The organism is Pseudoalteromonas sp. 23_GOM-1509m, from assembly GCF_000518425.1.
Classification (GTDB): Bacteria; Pseudomonadota; Gammaproteobacteria; order Enterobacterales; family Alteromonadaceae; genus Pseudoalteromonas; species Pseudoalteromonas tetraodonis.
Map to the genome: position 1 here is coordinate 251,235 of NZ_JADO01000008.1, position 24,410 is coordinate 275,644.

Annotated in this window: 24 protein-coding genes and 1 riboswitch; of the genes, 17 read left to right on the forward strand and 7 right to left on the reverse strand. The window is 41.2% G+C overall.

Going from position 1 to position 24,410, the window contains the following annotated elements; translation table 11 throughout:
- Positions 1-22: 22 nt before the first annotated feature.
- From N523_RS0101130 to rraB, 4 genes are all read left to right on the forward strand, one after another.
- Entirely contained in the window at positions 23-1,117 is a 1,095-nt protein-coding gene (locus N523_RS0101130; protein ID WP_028835650.1) for a PQQ-dependent sugar dehydrogenase, read from the forward strand.
- A 10-nt stretch (positions 1,118-1,127) separates the two neighbouring features.
- A complete protein-coding gene (parC, locus tag N523_RS0101135; protein WP_028835651.1) occupies positions 1,128-3,425 on the forward strand; it encodes a DNA topoisomerase IV subunit A in 2,298 nt (765 codons plus the stop codon).
- 165 nt (positions 3,426-3,590) lie between these two features.
- Positions 3,591-4,304 carry a 1-acylglycerol-3-phosphate O-acyltransferase gene (locus tag N523_RS0101140; protein WP_028835652.1) on the forward strand — a complete coding sequence of 238 codons (714 nt, stop codon included), beginning with the start codon at positions 3,591-3,593 and terminating at the stop codon, positions 4,302-4,304.
- On the forward strand, positions 4,304-4,639 hold the full coding sequence (gene rraB / locus N523_RS0101145) for a ribonuclease E inhibitor RraB (RefSeq protein ID WP_008110603.1): 336 nt from the start codon (positions 4,304-4,306) through the stop codon (positions 4,637-4,639). Before N523_RS0101140 ends, rraB begins: the two co-directional genes overlap by 1 nt.
- A gap of 67 nt (positions 4,640-4,706) precedes the next feature.
- On the opposite strand, the gene zntB is transcribed toward rraB, so the two are convergent.
- Entirely contained in the window at positions 4,707-5,678 is a 972-nt protein-coding gene (zntB, locus tag N523_RS0101150) for a zinc transporter ZntB (RefSeq protein ID WP_013465832.1), read from the reverse strand.
- Positions 5,679-6,210: 532 nt separating this feature from the next.
- On the opposite strand from zntB, the gene N523_RS0101155 reads away from it, so the two are divergent.
- The 3 genes from N523_RS0101155 (at position 6,211) to N523_RS0101165 (ending at position 8,650) form a co-directional block, all read left to right on the forward strand.
- On the forward strand, positions 6,211-6,633 hold the full coding sequence (locus N523_RS0101155) for an ATP-dependent zinc protease family protein (RefSeq protein WP_008110607.1): 423 nt from the start codon (positions 6,211-6,213) through the stop codon (positions 6,631-6,633).
- Between the two features lie 66 nt (positions 6,634-6,699).
- Positions 6,700-7,605 (forward strand): 30S ribosomal protein S6--L-glutamate ligase, encoded by a 906-nt coding sequence (gene rimK, locus N523_RS0101160; protein WP_008110610.1) that lies wholly within the window; start codon positions 6,700-6,702, stop codon positions 7,603-7,605.
- Positions 7,592-8,650, forward strand: a complete 1,059-nt coding sequence (locus N523_RS0101165; protein ID WP_008110612.1) for a succinylglutamate desuccinylase/aspartoacylase family protein — start codon at positions 7,592-7,594, stop codon at positions 8,648-8,650. Before rimK ends, N523_RS0101165 begins: the two co-directional genes overlap by 14 nt.
- A gap of 99 nt (positions 8,651-8,749) precedes the next feature.
- Here the strand turns inward: N523_RS0101165 and N523_RS0101170 are convergent, their stop codons facing one another.
- The 4 genes from N523_RS0101170 to recQ all read right to left on the reverse strand — a co-directional run bounded on the left by N523_RS0101170 (position 8,750) and on the right by recQ (position 13,353).
- Positions 8,750-9,325 (reverse strand): mechanosensitive ion channel domain-containing protein, encoded by a 576-nt coding sequence (locus tag N523_RS0101170; protein ID WP_028835653.1) that lies wholly within the window; start codon positions 9,323-9,325, stop codon positions 8,750-8,752.
- 65 nt (positions 9,326-9,390) lie between these two features.
- The gene (locus N523_RS0101175) at positions 9,391-11,109 is read right to left on the reverse strand and encodes a hypothetical protein (RefSeq protein ID WP_028835654.1); all 1,719 of its coding nucleotides are present in this window, start codon (positions 11,107-11,109) and stop codon (positions 9,391-9,393) included.
- Between the two features lie 128 nt (positions 11,110-11,237).
- Positions 11,238-11,522 (reverse strand): DUF3630 family protein, encoded by a 285-nt coding sequence (locus N523_RS0101180; RefSeq protein ID WP_013465829.1) that lies wholly within the window; start codon positions 11,520-11,522, stop codon positions 11,238-11,240.
- Positions 11,523-11,529: 7 nt separating this feature from the next.
- The gene (recQ, locus tag N523_RS0101185; RefSeq protein ID WP_028835655.1) at positions 11,530-13,353 is read right to left on the reverse strand and encodes a DNA helicase RecQ; all 1,824 of its coding nucleotides are present in this window, start codon (positions 13,351-13,353) and stop codon (positions 11,530-11,532) included.
- Positions 13,354-13,504: 151 nt separating this feature from the next.
- Here recQ and N523_RS0101190 point away from each other — a divergent pair, with 151 nt between their 5' ends.
- Together N523_RS0101190 and rarD are read left to right on the forward strand one after the other, a co-directional pair.
- Positions 13,505-13,960 carry a thioesterase family protein gene (locus N523_RS0101190; RefSeq protein ID WP_028835656.1) on the forward strand — a complete coding sequence of 152 codons (456 nt, stop codon included), beginning with the start codon at positions 13,505-13,507 and terminating at the stop codon, positions 13,958-13,960.
- Positions 13,961-14,011: 51 nt separating this feature from the next.
- Complete coding sequence (gene rarD / locus N523_RS0101195) at positions 14,012-14,932, forward strand: EamA family transporter RarD (protein WP_028835657.1); 921 nt, start codon at positions 14,012-14,014, stop codon at positions 14,930-14,932.
- Between the two features lie 5 nt (positions 14,933-14,937).
- Here the strand turns inward: rarD and N523_RS0101200 are convergent, their stop codons facing one another.
- The gene (locus N523_RS0101200; protein WP_028835658.1) at positions 14,938-16,170 is read right to left on the reverse strand and encodes a response regulator; all 1,233 of its coding nucleotides are present in this window, start codon (positions 16,168-16,170) and stop codon (positions 14,938-14,940) included.
- 86 nt (positions 16,171-16,256) lie between these two features.
- Positions 16,257-16,631, reverse strand: a complete 375-nt coding sequence (locus tag N523_RS0101205; protein WP_008110628.1) for a DUF413 domain-containing protein — start codon at positions 16,629-16,631, stop codon at positions 16,257-16,259.
- Positions 16,632-16,720: 89 nt separating this feature from the next.
- Between N523_RS0101205 and N523_RS0101210 the strand changes: the two genes are divergently transcribed.
- The 8 genes from N523_RS0101210 to ung all read left to right on the forward strand — a co-directional run bounded on the left by N523_RS0101210 (position 16,721) and on the right by ung (position 24,351).
- Positions 16,721-17,590, forward strand: coding sequence for a LysR family transcriptional regulator (locus N523_RS0101210; RefSeq protein WP_013465823.1), 870 nt, complete (start codon positions 16,721-16,723; stop codon positions 17,588-17,590).
- Positions 17,591-17,753: 163 nt separating this feature from the next.
- Positions 17,754-18,683 carry a porin gene (locus N523_RS0101215; RefSeq protein ID WP_028835659.1) on the forward strand — a complete coding sequence of 310 codons (930 nt, stop codon included), beginning with the start codon at positions 17,754-17,756 and terminating at the stop codon, positions 18,681-18,683.
- Between the two features lie 49 nt (positions 18,684-18,732).
- A riboswitch (cobalamin riboswitch) is annotated at positions 18,733-18,870 on the forward strand.
- A 76-nt stretch (positions 18,871-18,946) separates the two neighbouring features.
- Positions 18,947-19,759, forward strand: a complete 813-nt coding sequence (locus N523_RS0101220) for an ABC transporter ATP-binding protein (RefSeq protein ID WP_028835660.1) — start codon at positions 18,947-18,949, stop codon at positions 19,757-19,759.
- 1 nt (position 19,760) lies between these two features.
- Positions 19,761-20,771, forward strand: a complete 1,011-nt coding sequence (locus N523_RS0101225) for a FecCD family ABC transporter permease (protein ID WP_028835661.1) — start codon at positions 19,761-19,763, stop codon at positions 20,769-20,771.
- Positions 20,771-22,252, forward strand: a complete 1,482-nt coding sequence (locus N523_RS0101230) for a cobyric acid synthase (RefSeq protein WP_028835662.1) — start codon at positions 20,771-20,773, stop codon at positions 22,250-22,252. The genes N523_RS0101225 and N523_RS0101230 overlap by 1 nt, the downstream gene beginning before the upstream one ends.
- A complete protein-coding gene (cobO, locus tag N523_RS0101235; RefSeq protein ID WP_028835663.1) occupies positions 22,245-22,844 on the forward strand; it encodes a cob(I)yrinic acid a,c-diamide adenosyltransferase in 600 nt (199 codons plus the stop codon). Before N523_RS0101230 ends, cobO begins: the two co-directional genes overlap by 8 nt.
- On the forward strand, positions 22,844-23,692 hold the full coding sequence (locus tag N523_RS0101240; protein ID WP_028835664.1) for a cobalamin-binding protein: 849 nt from the start codon (positions 22,844-22,846) through the stop codon (positions 23,690-23,692). Before cobO ends, N523_RS0101240 begins: the two co-directional genes overlap by 1 nt.
- Positions 23,689-24,351, forward strand: a complete 663-nt coding sequence (ung, locus tag N523_RS0101245; protein WP_028835665.1) for a uracil-DNA glycosylase — start codon at positions 23,689-23,691, stop codon at positions 24,349-24,351. The genes N523_RS0101240 and ung overlap by 4 nt, the downstream gene beginning before the upstream one ends.
- The last annotated feature ends 59 nt before the right edge of the window (positions 24,352-24,410 follow it).

Here is a 24,410-nt window from a genome sequence, read left to right on the forward strand (position 1 = left end):
CTTTGGGCTACAGGAGAGGCAAATGAAAAGACTATTTAGCACACTGTTGTTAGTCGGCTTTATGTCATCGCCAGTGATGGCGAAAAATATTCTCGACAAGCTGACGGCTGCCCCAGGGTTTGAAATAAGCTTATTTGCTGATGATGTTGAAAATGCTCGGCAAATTGCAGTATCAAGCCGAGGTATAGTGTATGCAGGTTCGCGTAATGCGGGTAATGTGTATGCATTGATTGATCATAACAGCGACGGCGTTGCAGATAAAAAAATAGTGATTGCAGAGGGACTGAATATGCCCTCGGGTTTAGCGATTAAAGACGGTGACTTATATGTCGGTGAAGTGCACCGTATTATTCGTTTTAAAAATATCGATAAGCACCTCAAAAACCCTGAGTATGAAGTGTTTTATAGCGATTTACCGTCAGAGCGCCACCATGGCTGGAAGTTTTTACGCTTTGCGCCAAACGGCGAGCTGATTATTCCGGTGGGTGTTCCCTGTAATATTTGCGAAGAAGATCCTCGGTTTGGTCGTATTTTTTCGTTAAACACCGACACCAAAGAAATAACCACTTTAGCCAAAGGTGTGCGCAATACTGTAGGCTTTGACTTTCACCCTAGCACGCAAATGCTATGGTTTAGCGATAATGGCCGCGACATGATGGGGGATGATATTCCACCCGATGAGCTAAACCGCATCACTAAAGAAGAAGAACATTTTGGTTTTCCATACGTGCATGGCGGCGTTATTGTTGATCCGGAGTTTGGTGAAGGCAAAAACATTGCTGACTACACTCAACCTGCATTGGCATTAGATGCGCATGTTGCGCCATTAGGTATTCATTTTTATACCGGCAAGCAGTTCCCTGATAGCTATAAACAACAGTTATTTGTAGCTGAGCACGGTTCATGGAACCGCTCTAAAAAGGTCGGTTATAAAGTGGCAGTGGTAACTATAGAAAATGCCAAGGTAACAAAGTATACGCCACTGATCACCGGCTTTATGCAAGACGAAACGACATTTGGACGCCCTGTTGCATTTGCACAATTAAATGATGGCAGTCTATTGGTAAGCGATGATTACGCAAACGTAATTTACCGCGTAAGCTATAAGAAAAACTAGGTAAGCTTTAATGAGTGATACAGATACCTTGCTAATGCAAGGAATTGAACAACAAACAATGGGGCGTTTTACCGAAGACGCCTATTTAAATTATTCAATGTACGTGATCATGGATCGTGCCTTACCGCACGTTGGTGACGGCCTAAAACCAGTGCAACGTCGTATTATCTATGCGATGAGTGAGTTGGGATTATCGGCAAATGCAAAATACAAAAAATCAGCCCGTACCGTGGGTGACGTATTAGGTAAATACCATCCTCATGGTGATAGTGCCTGTTATGAAGCCATGGTGCTGATGGCGCAGCCGTTCTCTTATCGCTACCCCTTGGTGGATGGGCAAGGTAACTGGGGTGCAGCTGATGATCCTAAGTCATTTGCGGCAATGCGTTATACAGAAGCTCGTTTATCTAAATTCTCTGAGGTATTACTCAAAGAATTAGGCCAAGGGACCGTTGATTGGACGCCAAACTTCGATGGCACCATGGATGAGCCTTTAGTGTTGCCATCGCGCTTACCGCATATATTACTTAATGGGGTAACTGGTATTGCTGTGGGTATGGCAACCGATATACCACCGCATAATGTGCGTGAAGTGGCCAGTGCCTGTTGTTTATTACTTGATAAGCCAAAAACAGAGCTCGAAGAGTTACTGGATTTAGTGCATGCGCCAGATTACCCAACCGATGCTGAAATAATTACGCCTAAAGCTGATATTCACAAAATTTATAAAACCGGCCGTGGCTCAATTAAAATGCGTGCAGTGTATTGTGAAGAGCAGGGCGATATCGTCATTACCGCTTTGCCGCACCAATGTTCGGGTGCAAAAGTACTTGAGCAAATTGCAGCGCAAATGAACGCTAAAAAGTTACCAATGGTGGCTGACTTACGTGATGAGTCTGATCACGAAAATCCAACCCGTATTGTGATTGTGCCGCGTTCAAACCGAATTAAAGCTGAGCCATTAATGGCGCACTTATTTGCAACAACCGATCTTGAAAAAAATTACCGCGTAAACTTAAACATGCTGGGCTTAGATGGCCGTCCACAGGTTAAAGACTTACGTAGTATTTTAACTGAATGGTTAACCTTTAGACGTGAAACAGTGCGTCGTCGTTTGCAATATCGACTCGATAAAGTACTCGCAAGATTACATATTTTAGAAGGCTTGCTTGCTGCCTTTTTAAATATTGACGAAGTTATAGAAATTATCCGCTCTGAAGATAAGCCTAAACCATTATTAATGGAACGCTTTGAGTTGACTGATATTCAAGCGGAAGCCATTTTAGAATTAAAACTTCGCCATTTAGCAAAGCTTGAAGAGTTTAAAATTCGTGGTGAGCAAGACGAATTAGCCAAAGAGCGTGACAAATTAGAGCAAACATTAGGCTCAGACCGTCGCATGTCGACGTTGCTTAAAAAAGAAATTCAAGAAGCTGCAGAAATGTATGGCGACGATCGTCGCTCACCTGTTATTGAGCGTGTGGAAGCCAAAGCTCTGAGCGAAAAAGATTTAATCCCTTCAGAGTCTGTGACTGTTGTTTTATCTGATAAAGGCTGGGCACGTGTTGGTAAGGGTCATGACTTAGATGTAGAAGGGTTAAATTACCGTGCCGGTGATGGCTATAGAGCATCAGCGCGAGGTAAAAGTAATCAACCTGCGGTATTTTTAGATTCAGCTGGGCGTGCATTTGCGACCGATGCCCACAGCCTACCTTCTGCAAGAAGCCAAGGCGAGCCTATGACAGGGCGCTTTAACTTAACCTCAGGCGCAAGCTTTGAGCACGTAGTTATGGGTGAAGACGCTCAAGTATTGCTAATGGCTTCTGATGCCGGTTATGGCTTTATTACTGACTTTAAAGATTTAGTCAGTAAAAACAAAAACGGTAAAGCCTTAGTGAGTGTGCCAAAAGGTGGTGTGTTGTTATCGCCAATACGGGTTAATGACGTTGCCAGTGATTACTGTATGGCAATTTCTAACGAGGGGCGAATGTTGTTATTCCCACTGCGTGATTTACCTAAGCTAGGTAAAGGCAAGGGCAATAAGATTATTTCTATTCCGGGCGCTAAAGTACAAGCGCGCGAAGAGTTTGTAAAAGTATTAGCTGTTGTGCCGCAAGGGAGCAGTGTTACGCTGCATGCAGGTAAGCGTAAATTGACGCTTAAACCAAGCGACCTTGAGCATTACCATGGCGAGCGAGGCCGCAGAGGGAACAAGTTACCTCGTGGTTTACAGCGCGTTGATGAAGCCGTGGTAGAGTTAACACCTCAGCAAGCTGATGAGCCAAATTCAGATACTGAGCAAAGTTAAAACACTCGGAAAATTAGACTAAATTAGATAACGGCTTACTTAGGTAAGCCGTTTTTTATGACTGTTTTATTTCAGCGAACGCTTGTGCGCTATTTTCTCGTCTGCGCAACAAAATAGCGTTATAATAAAGCAATACATGATTGTGGTTATATTGGAGAGGCGCACTTGCTAGCTGTTATACGTATTTTAATAATGCTGTTGTTTATATTATTAAGTTGTTTTTTTGGTTTGTTGTTATCAATATTTAGACCATTTCATCCTAATAATGTGCACGTTATTGCAAGTTGGTTTGGCTCAATGGCTAAAATGCTTGGGGTTAAATTAGAACTAAAATATCATCCCGATGCGCTTAAGGTGGGGCCTGCTGTGTATGTAGCGAATCATCAAAATAGCTACGATTTATTTACTATTCCAGCCATGGTACCAAAAAATTGTGTGAGCGTTGGCAAAAAAAGTCTTAAATGGATCCCATTTTTTGGGCAGCTTTATTGGTTGTCGGGTAATATTTTAATCGACCGTTCAAATCGTTCAAAAGCTGCTGGCACAATCTCAAAAACAGCGGCTAAAATAAAACAAAAAGGCTTATCGGTGTGGATGTTCCCTGAGGGGACGCGTAGTTATGGTCGTGGTTTACTCCCCTTTAAAACCGGTGCATTTCATACCGCAATGAGTGCAGAGGTGCCTGTTGTGCCAGTATGTATGAACACAACCGATAAAACCATTAAACTAAATCGCTGGGATAATGGTACAATTTACATTGAAATGTTAGCCCCCATAGCACTTGATAACAGTATCAGTGCCCGTGAACATGCTAAAAGTGTGCACAGTATTATGGCTGCTAAAATAACAGAATTAGATGCTCAAGTGAGAGAGAAATAATGGAAAACTGGCGTGAAATAAGTGAAGACATCGTAACTTCACTACTTGAAGATGGTTCCGATCCAGAAATTCTTTATGAAGTAGAACACCACTTTGTATGTGAAGACTTTACTAAGTTAGAACAAGCGGCATTGGCTGCGTTTAAACTAGGTTACGATGTAGAAGAGCCAGCAGAACTTGAGCTTGAAGACGGTGAAAAAATTTGGAGTTTTGACATCGTTGTTGAAGCCGAATTAGATGTCGACGTGATAATGGAAGACGTTGACAAACTCGCGCAACTTGCTGTTGAATGCGATGTTGAATACGACGGTTGGGGCACTTACTTTCAAGAGTAAGGATTACCAATGCAAAAGGCGAACAATATGTTCGCCTTTTTTGTGTCTTATTGGATCTGTATTGTAATTACAGCCACTTTTTATTTTTAAAGTAAATACCAATCCCACCAGTTAAAACAATTAAAAACACCACAAATGCAGTGAATGCATAGGGGCTTTCTGTTCCAGGTATACCGCCGACATTGACCCCCAATAATCCCGTTAAAAAGCCCAGCGGTAAAAATAAAGCAGCCACCACCGACATTACATACATCCGCTGATTTAATTGCTCAGAGACCTGGTTTGTAATGGTTTGTTGGATAACAAGTGCGCGCTCTATTGAACTATCGAGCTCTTCTAAATAGCGAATAAGTAAATTGGTGGTTTCATTTAGCTTGGCTTTATCATCGTCAAAAAGCCATGGGTAATGATTATTAACCATGCTACTGAGTGCTTCTTTTTGTGGTTTTAAGTAACGTTTTAGCGCGATGGTTTGACGACGAAGTTGCGACAAGCCTTGGTTATCAAACTTTTTACTGGGCTCATCAATTTCCTCTTCAAAATCATCTAAGCTTTCATCTAGCTCATCAATTACTGTTTGCATACGTGAAGTGAGCTTGTGCGCTAATGTACACACCAATTCAGAAATACTGCATGGCCCCTCATTATTATTCAACGAGGCTAGAATATCTTGCACTGATAATAATCGGCGCTTACGCGTGGTGATCACCACATCGTTATTTATAAATAACCGAATAGATACCATGTCTTCAGGGCTTTGTGCTGGGTTTAAGTTGATCCCGCGTAAAAATAACATATGGCCATTAGTTGTTGGCGTTATTCGTGGACGCGTTTCATCAGCAGTGAGTGATTCCAGTTCATAGTCGTTTAACAGCCCGCAGTTTTTTAACCAATCTACCGCATCTGTTTGGCTGTAGTCCATATGCACCCACAGTTTTCCATCAGTAGGTTGCCATTGGTGTAATTGCTTGCTGTTTTCTATGGGGCGTGCACCGCCTTTTTCATCAAGAATAAGCGCATGAAGTAAGCCATTAATCATAATAATTTCTCATCGATAGTATATTTTTAATACAGTTAACTGTAATGTATTTAGGATCTGTTTATCTTTCAAGGTTAAATTTACAGCAGTCTATTTGGTATTTAGGCAAGGCAGAGTGTGGTTATTCCCCATAAATAGGCGATAACACAGCATCAATGCCAAATAGGCGCTGCCCGAAGGGTTCTGCCTAGGGGCAGTTAACTCTTTGTTGCTCGATTTTTACTTAGCCCACTAGGTTACAAACCTCGCGCCGCGATTAAATTGCCCCTAGTTTGAACAAATATTAATTTGTAAAGGTCAACAGACCCTAGTTAAATAAATAAAATTTAGCTTTACTTTGTATATGTTAAACTGAGTTTAGCAACAAAAACTTATGTTTTAGCCTATGGTTAAATGCATACGTAAGAGCTGCATTGTTAAACGAGTTAACTTAAAAGGTCAATCAAATCGGCTTATCGAGTAGATTAATTTATTTTGTTGGTGTTTTATTTGCTGTAGCGTATAAAACACTTTTTTTACTAAGGGCACATTTATGACGACAAAAATAACAGTTGGTTGGCGTGAGTGGTTGAGTTTACCCGAGCTGGGCATCGAGCAAATTAAAGCAAAAATAGATACCGGTGCACGTACTTCCTGTATTCATGCAATTAATATTGAAGAATATGAAGTGGAAGGCGAAAAATGGGTTAAATTTATAGCCCAACCATTGCAAGAAGACGAGCAAACGCAAATTACCTGCAATGCCAAAGTTAAAAAAATGAAGTACGTTACCAGCTCTAGTGGCCAAAAAGAACTGCGTTACTTTATTGAAACTACATTACATGCCGGCGAATTTAGTTGGCCAATAGAAATTACATTAACAAGTCGTGCGTCAATGAAGTTTAGAATGTTGTTAGGACGCACAGCTATGGAAAATCGTATAGTCGTTGATCCGGCTTTATCACATTTATTATAAGAATTCGTTGAGTAGCAAACATACTTATATGTGCTTGCTCAACATAATTTAGTTAAGGTTTTAACTATGAAAATTGGTATTTTATCTCGCAACAAAAATTTATATTCAACGCGTCGTTTAATTGAAGCGGCTGAGCAACGTGGTCATGAAGTAAAAGTGATTAACGCGCTACGTTGTTATATGAATATAAACTCAGATCAACCTGAAATCCATTACCGCGGCGAAAACCTAAAAGATTTTGATGCCATTGTTCCGCGTATTGGCGCATCAGTTACTTTTTATGGCTGTTCTGTATTACGCCAGTTTGAAATGATGGGTGTTTATCCGGTTAATGAATCTGTGGCTATTTCTCGTTCGCGCGATAAATTACGTTCTCTACAATTATTATCACGCAAAGGCGTAGGCATGCCAGTAACAGGCTTTGCTAGCAAGCCAGATGACGTAAAAGACTTACTCGAAATGGTAGGTGGCGCACCGGTTGTTATTAAGCTACTTGAGGGCACTCAAGGTATTGGTGTGGTACTTGCTGAAACACGTAAAGCGGCAGAAAGTGTTATTGAAGCGTTTATGGGTTTAAAAGCCAATATCATGGTACAAGAATATATTAAAGAAGCGGGTGGTGCGGATATTCGTTGCTTTGTACTCGGAGATAAAGTGATTGCTGCAATGAAACGCCAAGCACAGGAAGGCGAGTTCCGCTCAAACCTTCACCGTGGTGGTAGCGCTACACTGGTGCGTATTACGCCAGAAGAGCGTAAAACAGCGGTTGCAGCGGCAAAAGCAATGGGCTTAAACGTTGCTGGCGTTGACTTACTTCGCTCATCTCGTGGTCCTTTGGTTATGGAAGTAAATTCATCGCCAGGTCTTGAAGGGATTGAAGTGGCAACAGGTAAAGACATTGCGGGCATGGTGATTGATTTCATCGAGAAAAATGCTGCAAGTAAAGGAACGGCAACTCGTGGCAAAGGTTAAAATTAACCGACCTTTCACCCTATTAGGTGAAAGTATTGGTGTAGGTGAACGTAAAACACTCGCGCTAGAAGCTGCAAAGCTTTACACCCATTCACCGCTTAATATTCCTATTGAAGTGGTTAACGGTGTAATGGAAGGCCCTGTATTGATGGTGTGTGCGGCTATACACGGCGACGAACTAAATGGGGTTGAGGTTGTGCGCCAGTTACTGGCTAAAATCGACCCTAATCAGCTTCGTGGTACATTAATTGCGGTCCCGATTGTGAATGTATTTGGTTTTATTCATAAATCGCGTTATCTGCCCGATCGCCGTGATATGAACCGAAGTTTTCCGGGGTCTGAGCGTGGTTCATTAGCAGGTCGCATGGCGTATATGTTTTTTAACCAAGTAGCTGTGCATTGTACGCATATTATTGATTTGCATACGGGGGCGATTCACCGTACTAACTTACCGCAAATTCGCGCTAATTTAGCCGATGAAGCAACAGCGCAAATGGCTAAAGCCTTTGGTACGCCTGCGGTTATAGATGCGTCATTACGTAATGGCTCGCTGCGTAGTGAAGCCGCTAATTTAGGTATACCTGTTATTACTTATGAGGCGGGTGAAGCACTACGCTTTGACCCTATTGCGATTGCTGCAGGCGTGCAAGGGGTTGATTATGTTATGCGACATTTAAAAATGATACGCGGTAAACGCCCTAAAAAACTGCCTGATCCTGTGATTGCAAGTTCAACTAGTTGGGTGCGTGCTGAAGTAGACGGCATAGTAAGAGCGCAAGTATCGTTAGGTGAGCGAGTAATGAAAGGCCAAGTGCTTGCTTATATTAGCAGTCCGCTTGGCGATTCAGAACTTGAACTCCTTGCTCCTCGAAGCGGTATTATTATTGGCCAGCAGACCATGCCACTGGTAAATGAAGGCGATGCCGTATTCCATATTGCTTATTTTGCACATGCAAATAGCTTGGTAGAGCAGCAGTTAGAAACGTTTATTGATGAGATAAATGATTTAGATGATGAGCTGAAAACGGCTGAACTAAATAATTAATACCAATTTGCTCAATTAAGTGAATTGGTATGACTCTATCTGTAGATATAAAAAAACCGCCTTAGTTTTAAGCTAACGCGGTTTTTTAATAGGTGTTGTTTAGCTACGAGGTTTAGGGCCAATAATGCGTTTAATTTTAGGCGCTTTTGTTGGTTTAGGCTCCGTATTAAGCACTAACACCGGGCGGGTAACAAATAAGTTATTAGGGTAAATCACTCTGTGGCCATCAACGTGTTCGAGTAAGACATTCATCAGCCCCATTTCAATAATACGCCCTTCAATGGCGTTGGCTCCATCCACAATTCTTACCCAATAGCCTACACGGCAGTCATTTTGAATAAACATCAGTAAAAACGCGGTTAAGTTACTCAGCAATGACCACGCCGCAAAGAGTGCAACGCCTAGCATGGCAAATAAAGAAGAGCCTAATACCAGTAAACCACGCAGTTCTATTCCCCAAAAAACTAATACTAAACACAGCATCACAAAGGCGAGTATTATTTTTAGTAGTAGCTCTGCACGGTACTTTCGGTGTAAATCGATTTTACCTCTGATAGCTTTTTCGAGTAATCTTTTAGTTACTTTTAATAGTAGCGGAAAGCTCAAAAGGGCAATCACGGTCACGATAAGTTTATATTGTGTGCCCAAAAGCTCTAAAAGGGTGATTAATTCCAAAATGTATTCTCACAATAATGATAGGCGCAAAGTGTAACGTTTAACGTAGGCGCGCAGTAGTGATTTTAAAAAGAATTTTTGACGCTGAGCAGCCATTGTACCGAGTCAACATCATCATATTTATTTAGCGGCGCGGCTATATCAAGGTGGATCATGGTACCTGCATTGGCACGACTTGGCGCAAGGCGCAAACCTAAGCCCACATTTTTTAGCACTGGGGTGTTCTCAACTTGATACTGAGTGTTCGAGTCGTTGTTATACCAAGCTCGACCAATATCTAAAAAGGCCGCCCCTCCCACTTTAAACAGCTGTAGTAAGTCATATTCCCAGTAATAGCGCTTTTCTAAACTGACTAAAAAACTCCGATCCCCATGTTGAAATTCCATAGGATAGCCACGAAGTCCAGTTTCGCCCCCTAGGGTGAGCTGTTTATCATTGGTGAGGTTTTTTGCGTATTGCAGCCTTGCTTTTACATACCAAGATTGATCAATACTGGTATTTAAATAATATTGAATTTGGCTAGTAGTGAGCAAGTTTTCGAGCTGTTTTTTCTCGTTATTCCAATAGCCTTGAATATCTGCATGAAAACGCCAAAGGGTATGGTTAGTGCTAAAATGGGCTTTGTTAAAATTAAACGAGTACACAGCGCGGCTATCGTCGTTACTCATTGATTCATCGGAGTAGCCCAGGGTGGCTTTGATATTCCAGCCTAAATTTAAATCCTCAGTACGATAAATACTGTCAAAGTTACGTACTTTTATAAAGTTATCTTCAAACCAATGGCCGCTGATGTAGGGGTAACTTAAGCTTCTGTTTTCAGCCACTGCTGTAGTGGTAGAATCAATCGCTTTGAAAGTGTGTTGCTCATCAATATAACCAAGGCTCAAGCGCTGGGTCCAGTTATGACTAAGGGCTTTAGAATGGCCAAAAAATACCTGGTTTAGGTCGGTTTTTTGTTCAAACTCACTAAACTTTTCACCTCTGATGTATAAGGCTTCTTCTCGTTGGGTTGAGTAACTCAGGGCGCCATAACTATAGGGCGTATCGATGGCATAAAACGGGTAGGTTAGTTCAACTAAATGACTTTTGCCGTCGCTGTTGTCGGCATACTCTAAACGCCCTCGGTAGCGAGTTGATAAGATATTAGGATCATCGTAAACAAATAAATAACCATTTCGGTCACTGTCTGTTTTACGTGCAAACGATAACCGTTTGCCCCAACCAAATAAGTTAGATTCGCGAAAACCAATACTTGATTTATTTTCACCACCACTACGGCTAAAACTAAGTTCGGGCAGTAAAGTCCATAGGTCCCGAGTAATTACTGTTACATCAATATTTCCATCACAATTTTCGTCAGCAATAATTTGTGCATCATATAAATAACTTTGTTTTCTTAGTAACCGCTCAGATTCGGCCAGCGCTTTTGGATTAAAGTTATCGCCTGACTTAAACAGTAAAATACTCTTAATTACCTCAGGCTCGGTTTGTATGTGTGCTCGATTGGCAAAACGAAATAATGCATTGTTCTCAGCCTCTAGTTCAGTATTAAATACATTAAGCTGTTGCAAAGTAATGGAGGCAATTTTAGTGTTACTTTGTGCTATGAGTGTTGGAGTTTGAGATGTAATTTGACGACGCAAATTAATTTCATGAGTTTGCGATGAGTCGTCACTAGGGCAGCTTTGGGCTAGTGGCGTTTCTTGCGCGCAAACGCTGAGCATAAACATACTCGAAATAGAAAGGCTAAAACAACTACGTGCAATCCATTTTCTATTTAACATTGACCCTCTTTAGCGCTATTTTGCAAAATAAAACACTTACTCTTAGCTTACATCATTGTTATTGATATGTAAGTAAAAGACAGATTTAGTTTTATTTTTATAGCGATTATAAGGTATTAGCTATGCATTTAAGTTAAATAAAATGTTAACGCTGCCAATAGGTTGTCGGCATCTTGTCCTTCACCATTAATCCACACACTTTGGCTGTAATGCTCAAAATTTAAATTAAATGTGTGGTTAGCATAGTTAAAACGCAGTTGATGACGATCTGCCCCAGCGGCATACTCATTAATGCTAATTTCATCGCTGTGCAAAAATAACGTTCCCCACAATTCAAAGTCTTCATCGTGCGGCAGCTCTGTCGGTTTAACAATAATACATTGATGTGTGTGATCGTATTCAAGTTCGGTCATAAGGGGCTTATTGCGTTGCTAGGTAGTGTCGAATTGCGGTTAAAAACTCACCGCCATACTTGTTTAATTTAGTAAAACCAACCCCCGACACTTTTAAAAATTCACTGTCGTTAGTGGGCATAAGCTGCGCCATTTCGGCTAGCGTTTTATCGTTAAAGACCACATAAGGCGGCACATCATCGGCATCGGCTAATTCTTTACGTAATGCACGCAGGCGAGCGAATAGTTTTTTATCGTAATTAAACTGCGCTAATTTATCCTGATAAACGTGCTTAGCTTGTAGGCGAGGCTCGGCCAATTGCAGCGCATATTCACCTTTTAAAATAGCGCGTGCAGCTTCAGTTAAACGCAATGAAGCGCCTTGAGTTATATCTTGGCTTAATAGCCCTTGATGAATAAGTTGGCGTAAAATACTAAGCCAAAATTCACTGCTTTTATCTTTACCTATGCCATAAGTACTAAGTTCATGGTGATTGTTATCACGAATGCGGCTAGTATTCGCGCCGCGTAATAACTCTACAATGTAACCCAATCCAAATCGTTGTTGCGCGCGATACACACACGAAAGCGCTTGCTGTGCGACTAATGTGCCATCAAAACTTTTAGGTGGATTTAAGCAAATGTCACAGTTCCCACAGGGCTCGCGTTGGTACTCACTAAAGTAGTTCAATAATATTTGACGACGACACGTTTGTGCTTCGGCAAAGCTGGCCATGGCATTAAAGCGCTGCTCTTCTACGCGGCGGCGTTGTTCATCGTCAATATCTTCAAAAAAGCGTCTAACTCGGCCTATATCGGCAGGGTCAAAATACATGATGGCCTCTGCAGCCAGTCCATCTCGTCCAGCACGGCCTGTTTCTTGGTAATAAGCTTCAATACTTTTTGGAATGTCGTAATGCAGAACAAAGCGTACATTAGGCTTGTTAATTCCCATACCAAAGGCAACGGTGGCAACCACAATTTGAATATCGTCACGGGCAAATCCGGTTTGCACAAACTGACGTTGCTCGTTACTCATTCCCGCATGGTAAGCGGCAGCATTAAGGCCTGCATCAGCAAGCTTTTCAGCTATATCATCAACACGTTTACGACTGGTGCAATAAATAATACCACTTTGATTTTTTTGCTCTTTTAAATAACGCAGTAATTGCACCATAGGTTTAAATTTTTCTTCTATGGTGTAACGAATATTAGGGCGATCAAAACTGCCGGTATGAATGTAGGGCTGTTGTAGCTTGAGTTGCTCAACAATATCAAAGCGAGTCGCTTTATCGGCAGTGGCAGTGAGTGCCATCATAGGCACATGTGCAAAGCGTTGTTTAAGCTCATTTAAACGAAAATAATGCGGTCTAAAATCGTGACCCCAATGAGAAACACAGTGTGCTTCATCAATAGCAAACAAGCTCACATTCAAATGAGAGAGCCGTTCTAAAAAATCGCGTTGTAGCACTTTTTCAGGAGCTACATAAAGTAGCTTTATCAGCCCTTGATGCAGTTGCTGATACACTAATTGTTGTTCTTCGCGAGCTAGGCTGTTATTGACATAAGCGGCCTTAACTCCCAGTGCTTGTAACTGGGTGACTTGATCTTGCATTAAAGAGATCAGCGGAGAAATAACAATGGTGACTCCCTCTAATACCAACGCGGGTATTTGGTAACACACCGATTTACCACCACCGGTGGGCAGTAATACTAATGAATCTTGGCCATTAATGGCGGCATCAATTACTGCACTTTGACCGTCGCGAAATTCACTGTAACCAAACACTTGTTTGAGTACAGTTTCGGGTTTACGCACAAGCGTATTAGGAGAAGGAGTTAGTGTATTCATCGGCGCTATTTTAGTGGTTTTTTATCAGGATGTCTTTAGCTTTCATTACTTGGTACACACATCTGTAGTGATAAACTAAAATCTGCAGGGGGTTACAATAGCCTCAAGCTGTGCTTTACTCATCGTACCACTAAAAACATAGAGAATAATAATGAATAAAGAAATGTTGATCGATCAAGTAGGGGCGCTGTTTGTTAATAACATGCCCTTTAACCAGTTTTTAAAAATAGCAGTAGAGTCACTTAGTACTGAACAAGCTAAAATATCATTTCCTTGGCAAGACGTATTAATTGGTAATCCGGCGCAAAAGATTCTTCACGGTGGAGTGATTTCTGCGGTGCTCGACAATGTAGGCGGAATGCTTGCTGCAGCAAGTGTAATAGGAAAACTAGACGATGCCGACTTACCCAGTGTGCATAAAAAGTTAGCAACACTGGGCACCATAGATTTACGTACTGATTATTTACGCCCAGGTAAAGGGGAGGTATTTATTGCCAGCGCCACACTTATTCGCTCAGGAAATAAAGTGTGCGTGTGCCGGATGGAGTTACATAACGAGCAGTCGGTACAAATAGCGTTTGGAACGGGCACGTATTTAGTTGGCTAAAAAGTGAGAGGGGGTTAAACTTACGGCCTTTTAAATCATCAAGTGGTTACTATGTCGATTGATACCGAGCAGCGAAAGGGCGCCATTTTTGCCTGCCTCGCCTTTTTTATGTGGGGCCTAGCACCCATTTATTTTAAGATGATCCAACATGTATCAGCATTTGAAATTTTAATGCATCGTGTTATTTGGTCAGTGATGTTTCTTATTTTGGTGGTAAGTGTGCTCAACTACTGGGATAAAATTAAACGCATTTTAATCCAACCTAAATTAATTCTGATGCTAGTTGTTACCTCGACCTTATTGGGGTTTAACTGGGGGTTGTTTATATGGGCTATTAATAACAACCACATGCTAGATGCCAGCTTAGGCTACTATATCAATCCTTTGTTAAATGTATTACTTGGTATGGTGTTTTTAAACGAGCGGTTACGTAAGTTGCAAGGAGCTGCTGTTGCCTTGGCTTTTACAGGTGTTTTATTACAGTTAATTAGTTTTGGTTCATTTCCGATTGTGGCATTTTCGTTAGCGACTTCTTTTGCGTTATATGGCCTATTACGTAAAAAACTACAGGTTGATGCCCTGCCTGGGATTTTAATTGAGGCATTAATATTATTACCGGTGGCACTGACCTATTGGTGGTTAATGGTGCCGACTGAAACGTCTAATTTACCAGCGAATGATTGGCTAACTAATGCGCTATTAGTAAGTGCAGGTATAGTGACTACGCTACCATTGCTGTGTTTTACCGGCGCGGCTAAGCGATTGCAATACACAACGCTTGGGTTTTTTCAGTACATAGGGCCTAGCTTAATGTTTATTTTAGCAGTGGTGTTTTATGGTGAAGTGTTTGATGCTGAGCGTGTAATTACCTTTGCGTGTATTTGGAGTGCACTGGCTATTTTTAGTTGGGATTCATACCATCAGTCGCGTAAACGCAGAAAAGCAGCCATTGTCGCCTCAGGTGTGGTTTAGTTAAACTAAACCACTTTATTACGCCCCGACTCTTTGGCTTTGTAGAGCTTTAAGTCGGCTTGTTTTAATAGTTCGTCAATTTGATAGGTTTCACTGTGGCTGAAGCCTATCGACAGCGTAAACTTGATTTGTGCTTGGCTAAACTCATGGCTATTAAGCTCAATAAATAATCGAAAACTTTCTAGTCGTTTTAGTGCTTCTTGCTCGGTCAGTTCAGTAAAAAATACCGCAAATTCTTCTCCGCCTAAACGGGCAACCAATTGGTTTTCAAAATATTTATTAAAGCATACAGCCAGCCCTTTAAGCACTTCATCTCCGGCATCATGGCCATAGGTATCATTAATAGCTTTAAAATGGTCAATATCAAGCATAGCTAACATGGCTGGTGCTTTTGCTTTTTTAAACTGCTTTAATGACTTGTTAGCCTCTTCAAAAAAGTAACGACGATTAGGGAGTTTAGTTAAGTAATCTGTATTGGCTTGTCGTTTTATAGTTTCGATATGCTCTAGCATATCGACGTTTTGACTTAACCGGCAGTAAAATTCTTCACTGTTAAATGGTTTGTATAAATAGTCATTTGCTCCATTTTTTAAAAATAAGGCAGATAAATTAGACGAAGTAGCGCCTGAAATACCAATAATGGCTTTTTCGTTATTACTATAAATGCGTCTAATTTCATTACACAGCTCAATACCGCCCATATTAGGCATTTCTTTGTCGGTAATAATCACAGAAATATCGGGGGTGCTTTCAAGCTCTTTAAGCGCCTCTAGGCCATCGGCTGCTTGTAATATTTGATATTTGTGACGTGTTAATAAACTACATATGTATTGGCGTGTTGACGCAGAGTCATCAACAACCAATACTTTTACATGCTTATTACGGGGCAGGCGGTAAAGCTGCTTTTCTAAATACTCGTAGGCTTGTTTATTGCCTTTAATGATGTAATCAATAATGGGGTATTTTTCAACGGTGTCACGGGTATGCTTATCGATATTGCCTGTCATCACTATGGTAGGAATATCTGCTGCAATGGTGCATGGAACAGCTTCACCTTGTGGCGCGTCAGGTAATATAAAGTCGACCACTGCGCAAAAATAATGGTGCTTACTTATAAGCTCTTTAGTCTCAGCCAAGGATTGAGCAATATCAACCTCGTAGCCGACTTTTTGCGCGATATGCTTTTGCACTCGCGCAATAGTAGGAGTGTCTTCAACAATAAGTATTCTGTGCGTCACGTAACAGCCTTGTTTAAATTTTGCAAAATTGTTTGCTTATACAAGTTGTAACTGCTAAAACGCCAAAAAGCAACTATTGTAGTGACTTATAGATTGTCTGCCTCAGAATAATAATCTTGGCTTATTGGTGTTGGCCCTGAAATTTTTGAGCGTCCAAATAATGTATGGAATTTTGTTTTGCAGGTTGTTAACTTTAAATATTTAACCCATGCTCGCTCAATTGGGTTACTTGGCTCTATTATGCCACTGACAGCATTTACAAATTGTTGCTGATGTTCGTTTTGTGGCTCAACTGTTTTGTTATACAGGCTTTTTAAAACAACACCGTGCTGTTCTAAAATACTTGCCTCTAACAGGGTAAAGTGTCCGCTGCGGCTAAATCCGCGTGGAAAGTTTTGGTCATCATAAAATTGACGTTGACTTACGAATGCTTGACGAAGTAGTGAAATATCATTGCTCATAGCTGTACCCTCATACCAATTATTAGCTGGAGTATGGGACATAATCGCTATTTTTTTAAACAAAAAATTTTTATCGTGAGGATAAAAAATTGGACATAGATTTATTAAAAACATTTGTTGAAGTGGTGCGTACTCGCCATTTTGGTAAAGCGGCAGAAAACCTATATATAACGCAGTCTGCGGTGAGTTTTAGAATTCGCCAATTAGAGCAGGGCTTAGGCGTAAATTTATTTATTCGTCAGCGTAATAATATACAACTCACTGCACCGGGTGAGCGTTTGTTACCGCATGCGCAAATGATTATTACTGGGATGCAAAGAGCCAAAGTGGATGTTGCACTTGCAGATAATATGCATAAGCAAATTAGCTTAGCAGGTACGCCTAATATTTGGGATGCATTTTTACAGTTTGGTATTACAAATATTGTATCGGCGATGCCTGGTGTATCGCTGGTGGCAGAAGTGAAAGCGCAACAAGAAAGCACTCGCTTATTGTTGGAGCGCACCCTTGATTTAGCTATTTTATTTGATCCTCCTAAAGTTGATGAACTTGTGGTTGAACGTATTTGTGAACTGCCCATTATTCCGGTGAGTGGTTACGATACGGCAACCAGTGATAACTTTTTTGATAATCAATATGTGTATGTTGATTGGGGAACCACGTTTTCTCTTTGGCATGCGCGTCAGTTTACCGGTAAAACACCGCCTTATTTTAGAACCAGTACAGGGCGTATAGCGCTTGATTTAATACTGCAATGTGGCGGTAGTGCGTTTATTCCACAGGTATTAGTTAAAGATCATTTAGAAAAAGGCGAACTTTTTCATGTAAAAGGGGTAGAAAATACCTCAAGAGATGTATTTGTTGCCTATCATAGAGATAACGAACAGAAAGAGTTGATAGAAACCTTGGTTAATTTGTTGTCGCAAATGACACCGAGTTTATTGAAACAAAGTAAGTAGTCGGTAGGCAGTTTATTTTACATGTTATTTTGATTTCAGATTTAATGCAGTTTTATTAACTTAAAAAGACAAAAATGTGTCCTTTGTAATATTTTTGTCATTTAGTGGTGACACACTGCTGCTGTTTTAAAAATTAGTCTATTGTGATTATCGAGGAAATAACATGAAATTTGCAAAATCGAGCTTATGCTTAGCCCTACTTAGTGGTTTATCTTTTAATGCACTTGCAGAGGTAGACATTTACGGTAAAGCAAATGTAACCGTTCAATCATCTGACGATGGTGAAGGGTCGTTTACTGAAATTAAAAGTAATGCATCTCGTTTCGGACTTAAAGGGTCTGAAAAAATTTCAGACGGTTTAGAAGCGGTTTATAAGTTTGAATTTCAGGTTGATGTGTCTGATGCCGATTCTAAAGGTGATGACGACAATATTTCAGCGCGTAATCAATATGTGGGCTTTAAAGGCGGATTCGGTCAGGTTGTGATAGGCCGCAACGACACCGCGCTTAAGCAAGCGCAGGGGAAACTAGATCTTTTCAACGATCTTGAAGGTGATATAAAAAATACCTTTAAAGGTGAAAATCGTTTAGGTAACTCAGTATCTTATGCTTCAAACTCATATGAAGGTTTTAAAGTATTAGCGTCATTTATTGCAGAAGACGACGTAGATGCCAAAAATGGCTACTCAGTGGCGTTAACTTACGGTGATGCAGGCCTTAAAAAGAGCGCAGTATATGCTGCCATTGCTGCTGATAGCGAAGTCAATGGTTACGATGTAGTGCGTGCAACAGTTCAAGGTAAAATTGAAGATTTTAGACTTGGCGCAATGTACCAAACACAAGAAAAAGTAGATGGCAGCGCTGAGGCTGACGGTTACTTAGTGAATGCAGCTTACCTTATGGGTAGCAACACTTTCAAAGTGCAATACCAAACAATGGATTTTGATGACAGCGATGATAAAAGCGCGATATCGGTAGGTGTTGACCATAAACTAAACAAAAACCTTAAAGTATTTGGTTTTTACTCAAGCTTTGATATGGACAACAATGTTGACCAAGATTACCTAGGTTTAGGTATGGAATATAAGTTTTAACTAAACCTTAGTTAAAACACTCCCTTTTAACCGCACTCAGTTGAGTGCGGTTTTTTTTGCTTTAAATTATTTACTTATCTGCGCATAATAGCCAAGCATTTGGAATGAGGTGTAACTCCTCAACTATTCCCGTAACTGTGATCAGTTTTACTGTAAGTCAGATACAAATGCCTTAAAACTTCATATAACGAGCGGGTTAACTCATTTTCTTTTTGGTACGTATTAGTACTGAGTGTGGGTGTTTCCCTGCCTAGGATAATTTTTTGCACACTCACACCTCTTTAAACTTACCGCTTTTAACCGTTAACAACGTTTCTTGGCGAGTGGACAATACGTTAATTCTTAAGCACATTAATGTGAGCATTGAGCGTGGTAAATTTATTGGTTTAATTGGCCCTAATGGGGCAGGAAAGTCGAGTTTACTGCGGTGCTTATATCGATTTAATCAGCCATCAGCAGGCGACATTAAATTTAACGATACCGATATTTGGCAGCTAAAAAGTGAAGACTATGCCAAGCAAGTTGCGGTAGTGCTACAAGAAACACCGTCGCAATTTAATCTCTCGTTATTCGATGTTGTAGCTCTAGGGCTTACCCCGCATAAAACGCTATTTAGCTCGACCACCCAAGCAGATAAACAAAAAATAGCGCAGGCTATTAGTCGTGTTGGGCTTGAATCTCATAGCAATCAGTCATTTGACTCACTATCTGGCGGTGAAAAGCAACGAGCGCTTATTGCCAGAGCGATTGTGCAGCAACCACAGCTACTCATTATGGATGAACCCACAAGCCACCTGGATGTTAAATATCAAATTCAATTAATGGAGCTGGCTAAATCTTTGGGCATTACTGTGTTTGCTTCATTTCATGATTTAAATTTAGCGGCAGCCATGTGCGATGAGTTAGTGGTTATTAAAAACGGAGAAATCGCTAGCGCGGGAAAGCCTAATAAGGTGATCACCGAGCAAATGCTTGATGAGGTTTTTGGTGTTTGCACGCAAGTTAATACTCACCCTCAAACGGCGTCCAATGGCGAGTCTATTCCCCATATTACCTATTATTATGGATACCAATAACATGGCGATTATGTCTAACCATGGTGTGGCGTTAATTATTGCACTGTTATGCGCTGTATTTAGTTTATTTGTGGCATTGAGCTTTGGTGCTGCCCCTACCTCGCTCGCAGATGTATACCATAGCTTAACTTTTTCAAGCGAGGCCTCATTTACCAGCCGCATTATTATTGAATTAAGAATGCCACGTACGTTACTGGCTTTTTTGGCCGGCAGCGGCTTAGCGATTGCTGGATTGATATTACAAACAGTTACTCGTAATCCATTGGCTGACCCTTATTTGTTTGGTATTTCGTCGGGAGCATCATTAGGAGTCGTAGTATTAATGGCTTTTGTTGGAATAGGCGCAGGCATTGCGCTATCAGCAGCAGCCTTAATTGGCAGTTTAGTAGCAATGGGGTTATTAATTTTAATTGCTGGCAGTCAACGCAACGCCCAAGTTGAGTCGATGTTATTGGCTGGGGTGGCCTTATCATTTTTATTTAGCGCCTTTACCAGTTTGTTACTTTATTGGAGCGATCCGCAGGCCGTCGCGGCTATTTTATTTTGGACTTTGGGAAGTTTTGCTAGGGCGCAATGGCCGTCACTGTTATTACCTGCCTTGGTCATCATTACATGTACAGTCATTATGTTAGGTTTTAGACGCCAACTTAATGCCATGTTGTTAGGTGATGAAAGCGCAACAACGCTTGGTGTACGGGTGCATCGCTTTCGAATTTTAATGCTTATTTTAAGCTCATTGATCACAGCCGTATTGGTTGCTATGTGTGGCGGAATTGGCTTTGTTGGCTTAATGGTGCCGCACATAGTGCGCTTTTTTATCTCTCAAGGCAGCAGCGTTGGATTATTAATGACCGGATTAGTCGGGGGCATATTTATGGTATGGGTCGATGTACTGGCACGTTCATTACTCGCTAACCAAGAGCTGCCAATAGGGGTGATCACGGCGGCTATTGGTAGTCTATTCTTTTTAAGTATCTTGTATTTTCGTAAGCGCCAGCTGGTGGGTAAATAATGAAAACATTAATGGTACAAGGTACCACCTCCGATGCGGGTAAAAGCACCTTAGTGGCAGCACTTTGCAGAGTGTTTGCTAACCAAGGGGTTAATGTTGCACCGTTTAAACCACAAAATATGGCGCTCAATAGTGCCGTAACGCACGATGGTGGCGAAATTGGCAGAGCCCAAGCATTACAAGCCATAGCCGCAAAAGTTGAACCTGAAATCGACTTTAACCCTATATTACTCAAACCCAATAGTGATACCGGCGCACAAGTTATTATTCATGGTAGAGCTATCAGCAATATGGAAGCCGATGCTTACCATGACTACAAAAAAGTGGCTATGGATGCAGTATTAACCTCGCATAAGCGTTTAGCTAAACGCTTTGATTTATTACTGGTAGAAGGGGCTGGCAGCCCAGCCGAAATTAATTTACGCGCAAACGATATTGCAAATATGGGTTACGCCGAGCAAGTGGATTGCCCTGTTATTATTATTGCCGATATTGATAAAGGAGGAGTATTTGCGCACTTAGTCGGGACTTTGGCGTTATTAAGCGAGTCTGAGCAAGCACGAGTAAAAGGCTTTGTGATTAACCGTTTTCGTGGTGATATTAGTTTATTACAAGGTGGGCTAGATTGGCTCGAGGAGTACACCGGTAAACCTGTATTAGGGGTATTACCTTACTTGCACGATTTAGCACTTGATGCAGAAGATGCTGTGGCCATAGATAATAATGTGACCGATGCCAGTATAAATATTGCTGTACTGTTATTACCACATATTAGTAACCATACCGATTTTGATGCTCTGCGATTACACCCGAATATAAATATAACCTACGTGCGCCATACACAAGCAATTCCTGCTGTTGATTTAATTATTGTACCTGGCAGTAAAAATGTACTCAGCGATCTCGCGTTTCTAAAAAATGAAGGCTGGGATCAGCAAATTAAGCGCCATCTACGTTATGGTGGCAAAGTATTGGGTATTTGCGGTGGTATGCAAATGCTGGGTAACACTATCAGTGATCCAAATGGGGTGGAGTCATCGTTGGGGCAAGTGACGGGTTTAGCGCTTAGCGATTTTGATACGCTATTGGGTGAGCAAAAAGTGTTAAGCCGAGTGAGCGCAGTGCTTAATTTAAATGAGCAACAGGTTGCATGTGATGGCTACGAAATACATGCAGGTATTAGTCAAGGAAAGGCGCTCTACAAGCCACTCATTCGCTTTAATAAACACCCCAATGACTTTAAAACCGATGGTTTTGTGAGTGACGATAATGCCATTGCTGGTACCTATTTACATGGCTTGTTTGATAGCCCTGCAGCCACAGAGCAGCTGTTAAAGTGGGTGAAACCAGAAAGTGCAATTAGTGCGATTAGTATAAATGAGCATCGTGAACGCCAATTAGAACGCCTAGCTGATATGTGTAAAGCGCATTTAAATATTGAACAAATTATTAAAATTTATCAAGGACATAACAATGACTGAATCAACTAACGACAAGCACCAACAGCGCCAACAAAAAGTAAAAGAACAGGTTGACGCGCGAGTAGCCGCAGCGCAACGAGAAAAAGGCATTTTTCAGGTTATTACTGGTAACGGTAAAGGCAAATCGACTTCTGGCTTTGGTGTGGTTGCACGCTGTGTTGGGCACGGCAAAAAAGCTGCGGTATGTCAGTTTATTAAAGGCACATGGGAGTGTGGTGAGCGTAATTTACTGCAAGGTGCTGGGGTTGAATTTGCTGTTATGAACACCGGGTTTACGTGGGATACGCAAAATAAAGAGGCCGATACCGCGGCAGCGCAAGCAACATGGCAAGAGTCAAAGCGGATGCTAAGCGACAGCAGTATCGATGTGGTATTACTCGATGAACTCACCTATATGGTGACCTATGGTTATATCGACCTTGAAGAAGTGGTTGTTGCTGTAAATAATAGACCGCCTATGCAATCGGTAATTATTACTGGTCGTGCTGCGCATCGCACCTTAATAGAGCTTGCCGATACGGTAAGTGAAGTACGTAATGTAAAACATGCGTTTGAGTCGGGCGTAAAAGCATTGAAAGGCTTTGATTACTAATGTTAAAGCGTATTGTTTTTGGGCTGTTATTGTTTGCTGTTAATGTACCTCAAGCCCTAGCTGACAAGCCGCTTCGTATAGTGGCTTTAGCACCACACATAGTTGAAAATTTATATGCTATTGGGGCGGGTGATTTAATAGTGGGCACGCTGGATTACGCAGATTACCCGCAAGAGGCGACTAAAATTGAGCGTATTGGTGGCTACAATGGCATTTCTATTGAAAAGTTACTCATGCTAAAACCTGACATGGTGATTGCGTGGAAAAGTGGTAATCAGGCTGAAGATTTAGCACAAATAAAGCGTTTAGGAATTGAATTATATTTAAGTGACCCAAGTTCTATTGAAGGGGTTGCCTCGGAAATACTAAAGCTAGGTCAAATAACGGGTCATATTGAGCAAAGTAAAAAAGTAGCCGAGACATTTACGGCCAAACTCAACGCAATTAAAGTTACACAGAAAGATAAAACCACGCTTACTGGGTTTTATCAGTTGTGGCCTGAGCCTATGATGACTGTATCAAAAAATACATGGATCAATCAGTTAATCGAAACTTGCCAAGTAACCAATGTATTTGCAAACAGCGACACAGATTACCCACAAATTAGCATCGAAAACGTGATAGTTACTAAGCCACAAGTTATTATTATTCCTGATGAAAAATCAAAAAGGGTAATGCCTACGGTAAATTGGCAGCAATGGCCTGAAATCCCTGCGGTAAAGTATGAGCAGTTTATTAGCGTCAATGCTGATTTATTACATCGGTTTACCCCCAGAATGTTGGATGGATTAGCGCAGATGTGTGACAAAGTAGATATATCTAGAGAATTTATTAAGAGTCAATTATGAGCAACTGGTCATCTTTTTTAAACCATGAACTTAGCCAAACATATATGCAGCAAACCCTTGAATATATTGCGAATAAACGAGCCGAAGGCACTGCTGTATATCCGCCAAAATCACAGGTGTTTAGCGCATTTGATGCAACTCCACTTAGCGACATTAAAGTGGTTATATTAGGTCAAGACCCTTACCATGGAGAAGGACAAGCGCATGGTTTGTGTTTTTCAGTATTGCCTGAGGTTAAAAAGCTCCCGCCTTCGCTTAAAAACATTTATAAAGAGTTAGTAACTGATATTAATGGCTTTACCACGCCAGAACACGGCTATTTACAAGGCTGGGCAGAGCAAGGTGTATTTTTACTCAATACTGTATTAACTGTAGAGCAAGGGCAAGCCCATTCCCATAAACACTTAGGTTGGGAGCAATTTACCGATAACGTGATTGCTCATATAAATGAGCACTGCCAAGGTGTGGTGTTTATTTTATGGGGCGCACATGCACAAAAAAAAGGTAAAAGTATTGATCGCCAGCGCCACCATGTATTGGCAGGGCCTCATCCTTCGCCGCTTTCAGCGCATCGCGGCTTTTTTGGTTGCCAGCACTTTTCCAAAACCAATGAACTGTTAGTAGCGCAAGGGGCGCAGCCCATTAATTGGCAGGTATAGGGTAATAGGCATTAAAAAAGGCTTTCATTTATGAAAGCCTTTTTAGTTGCTTATGTTGG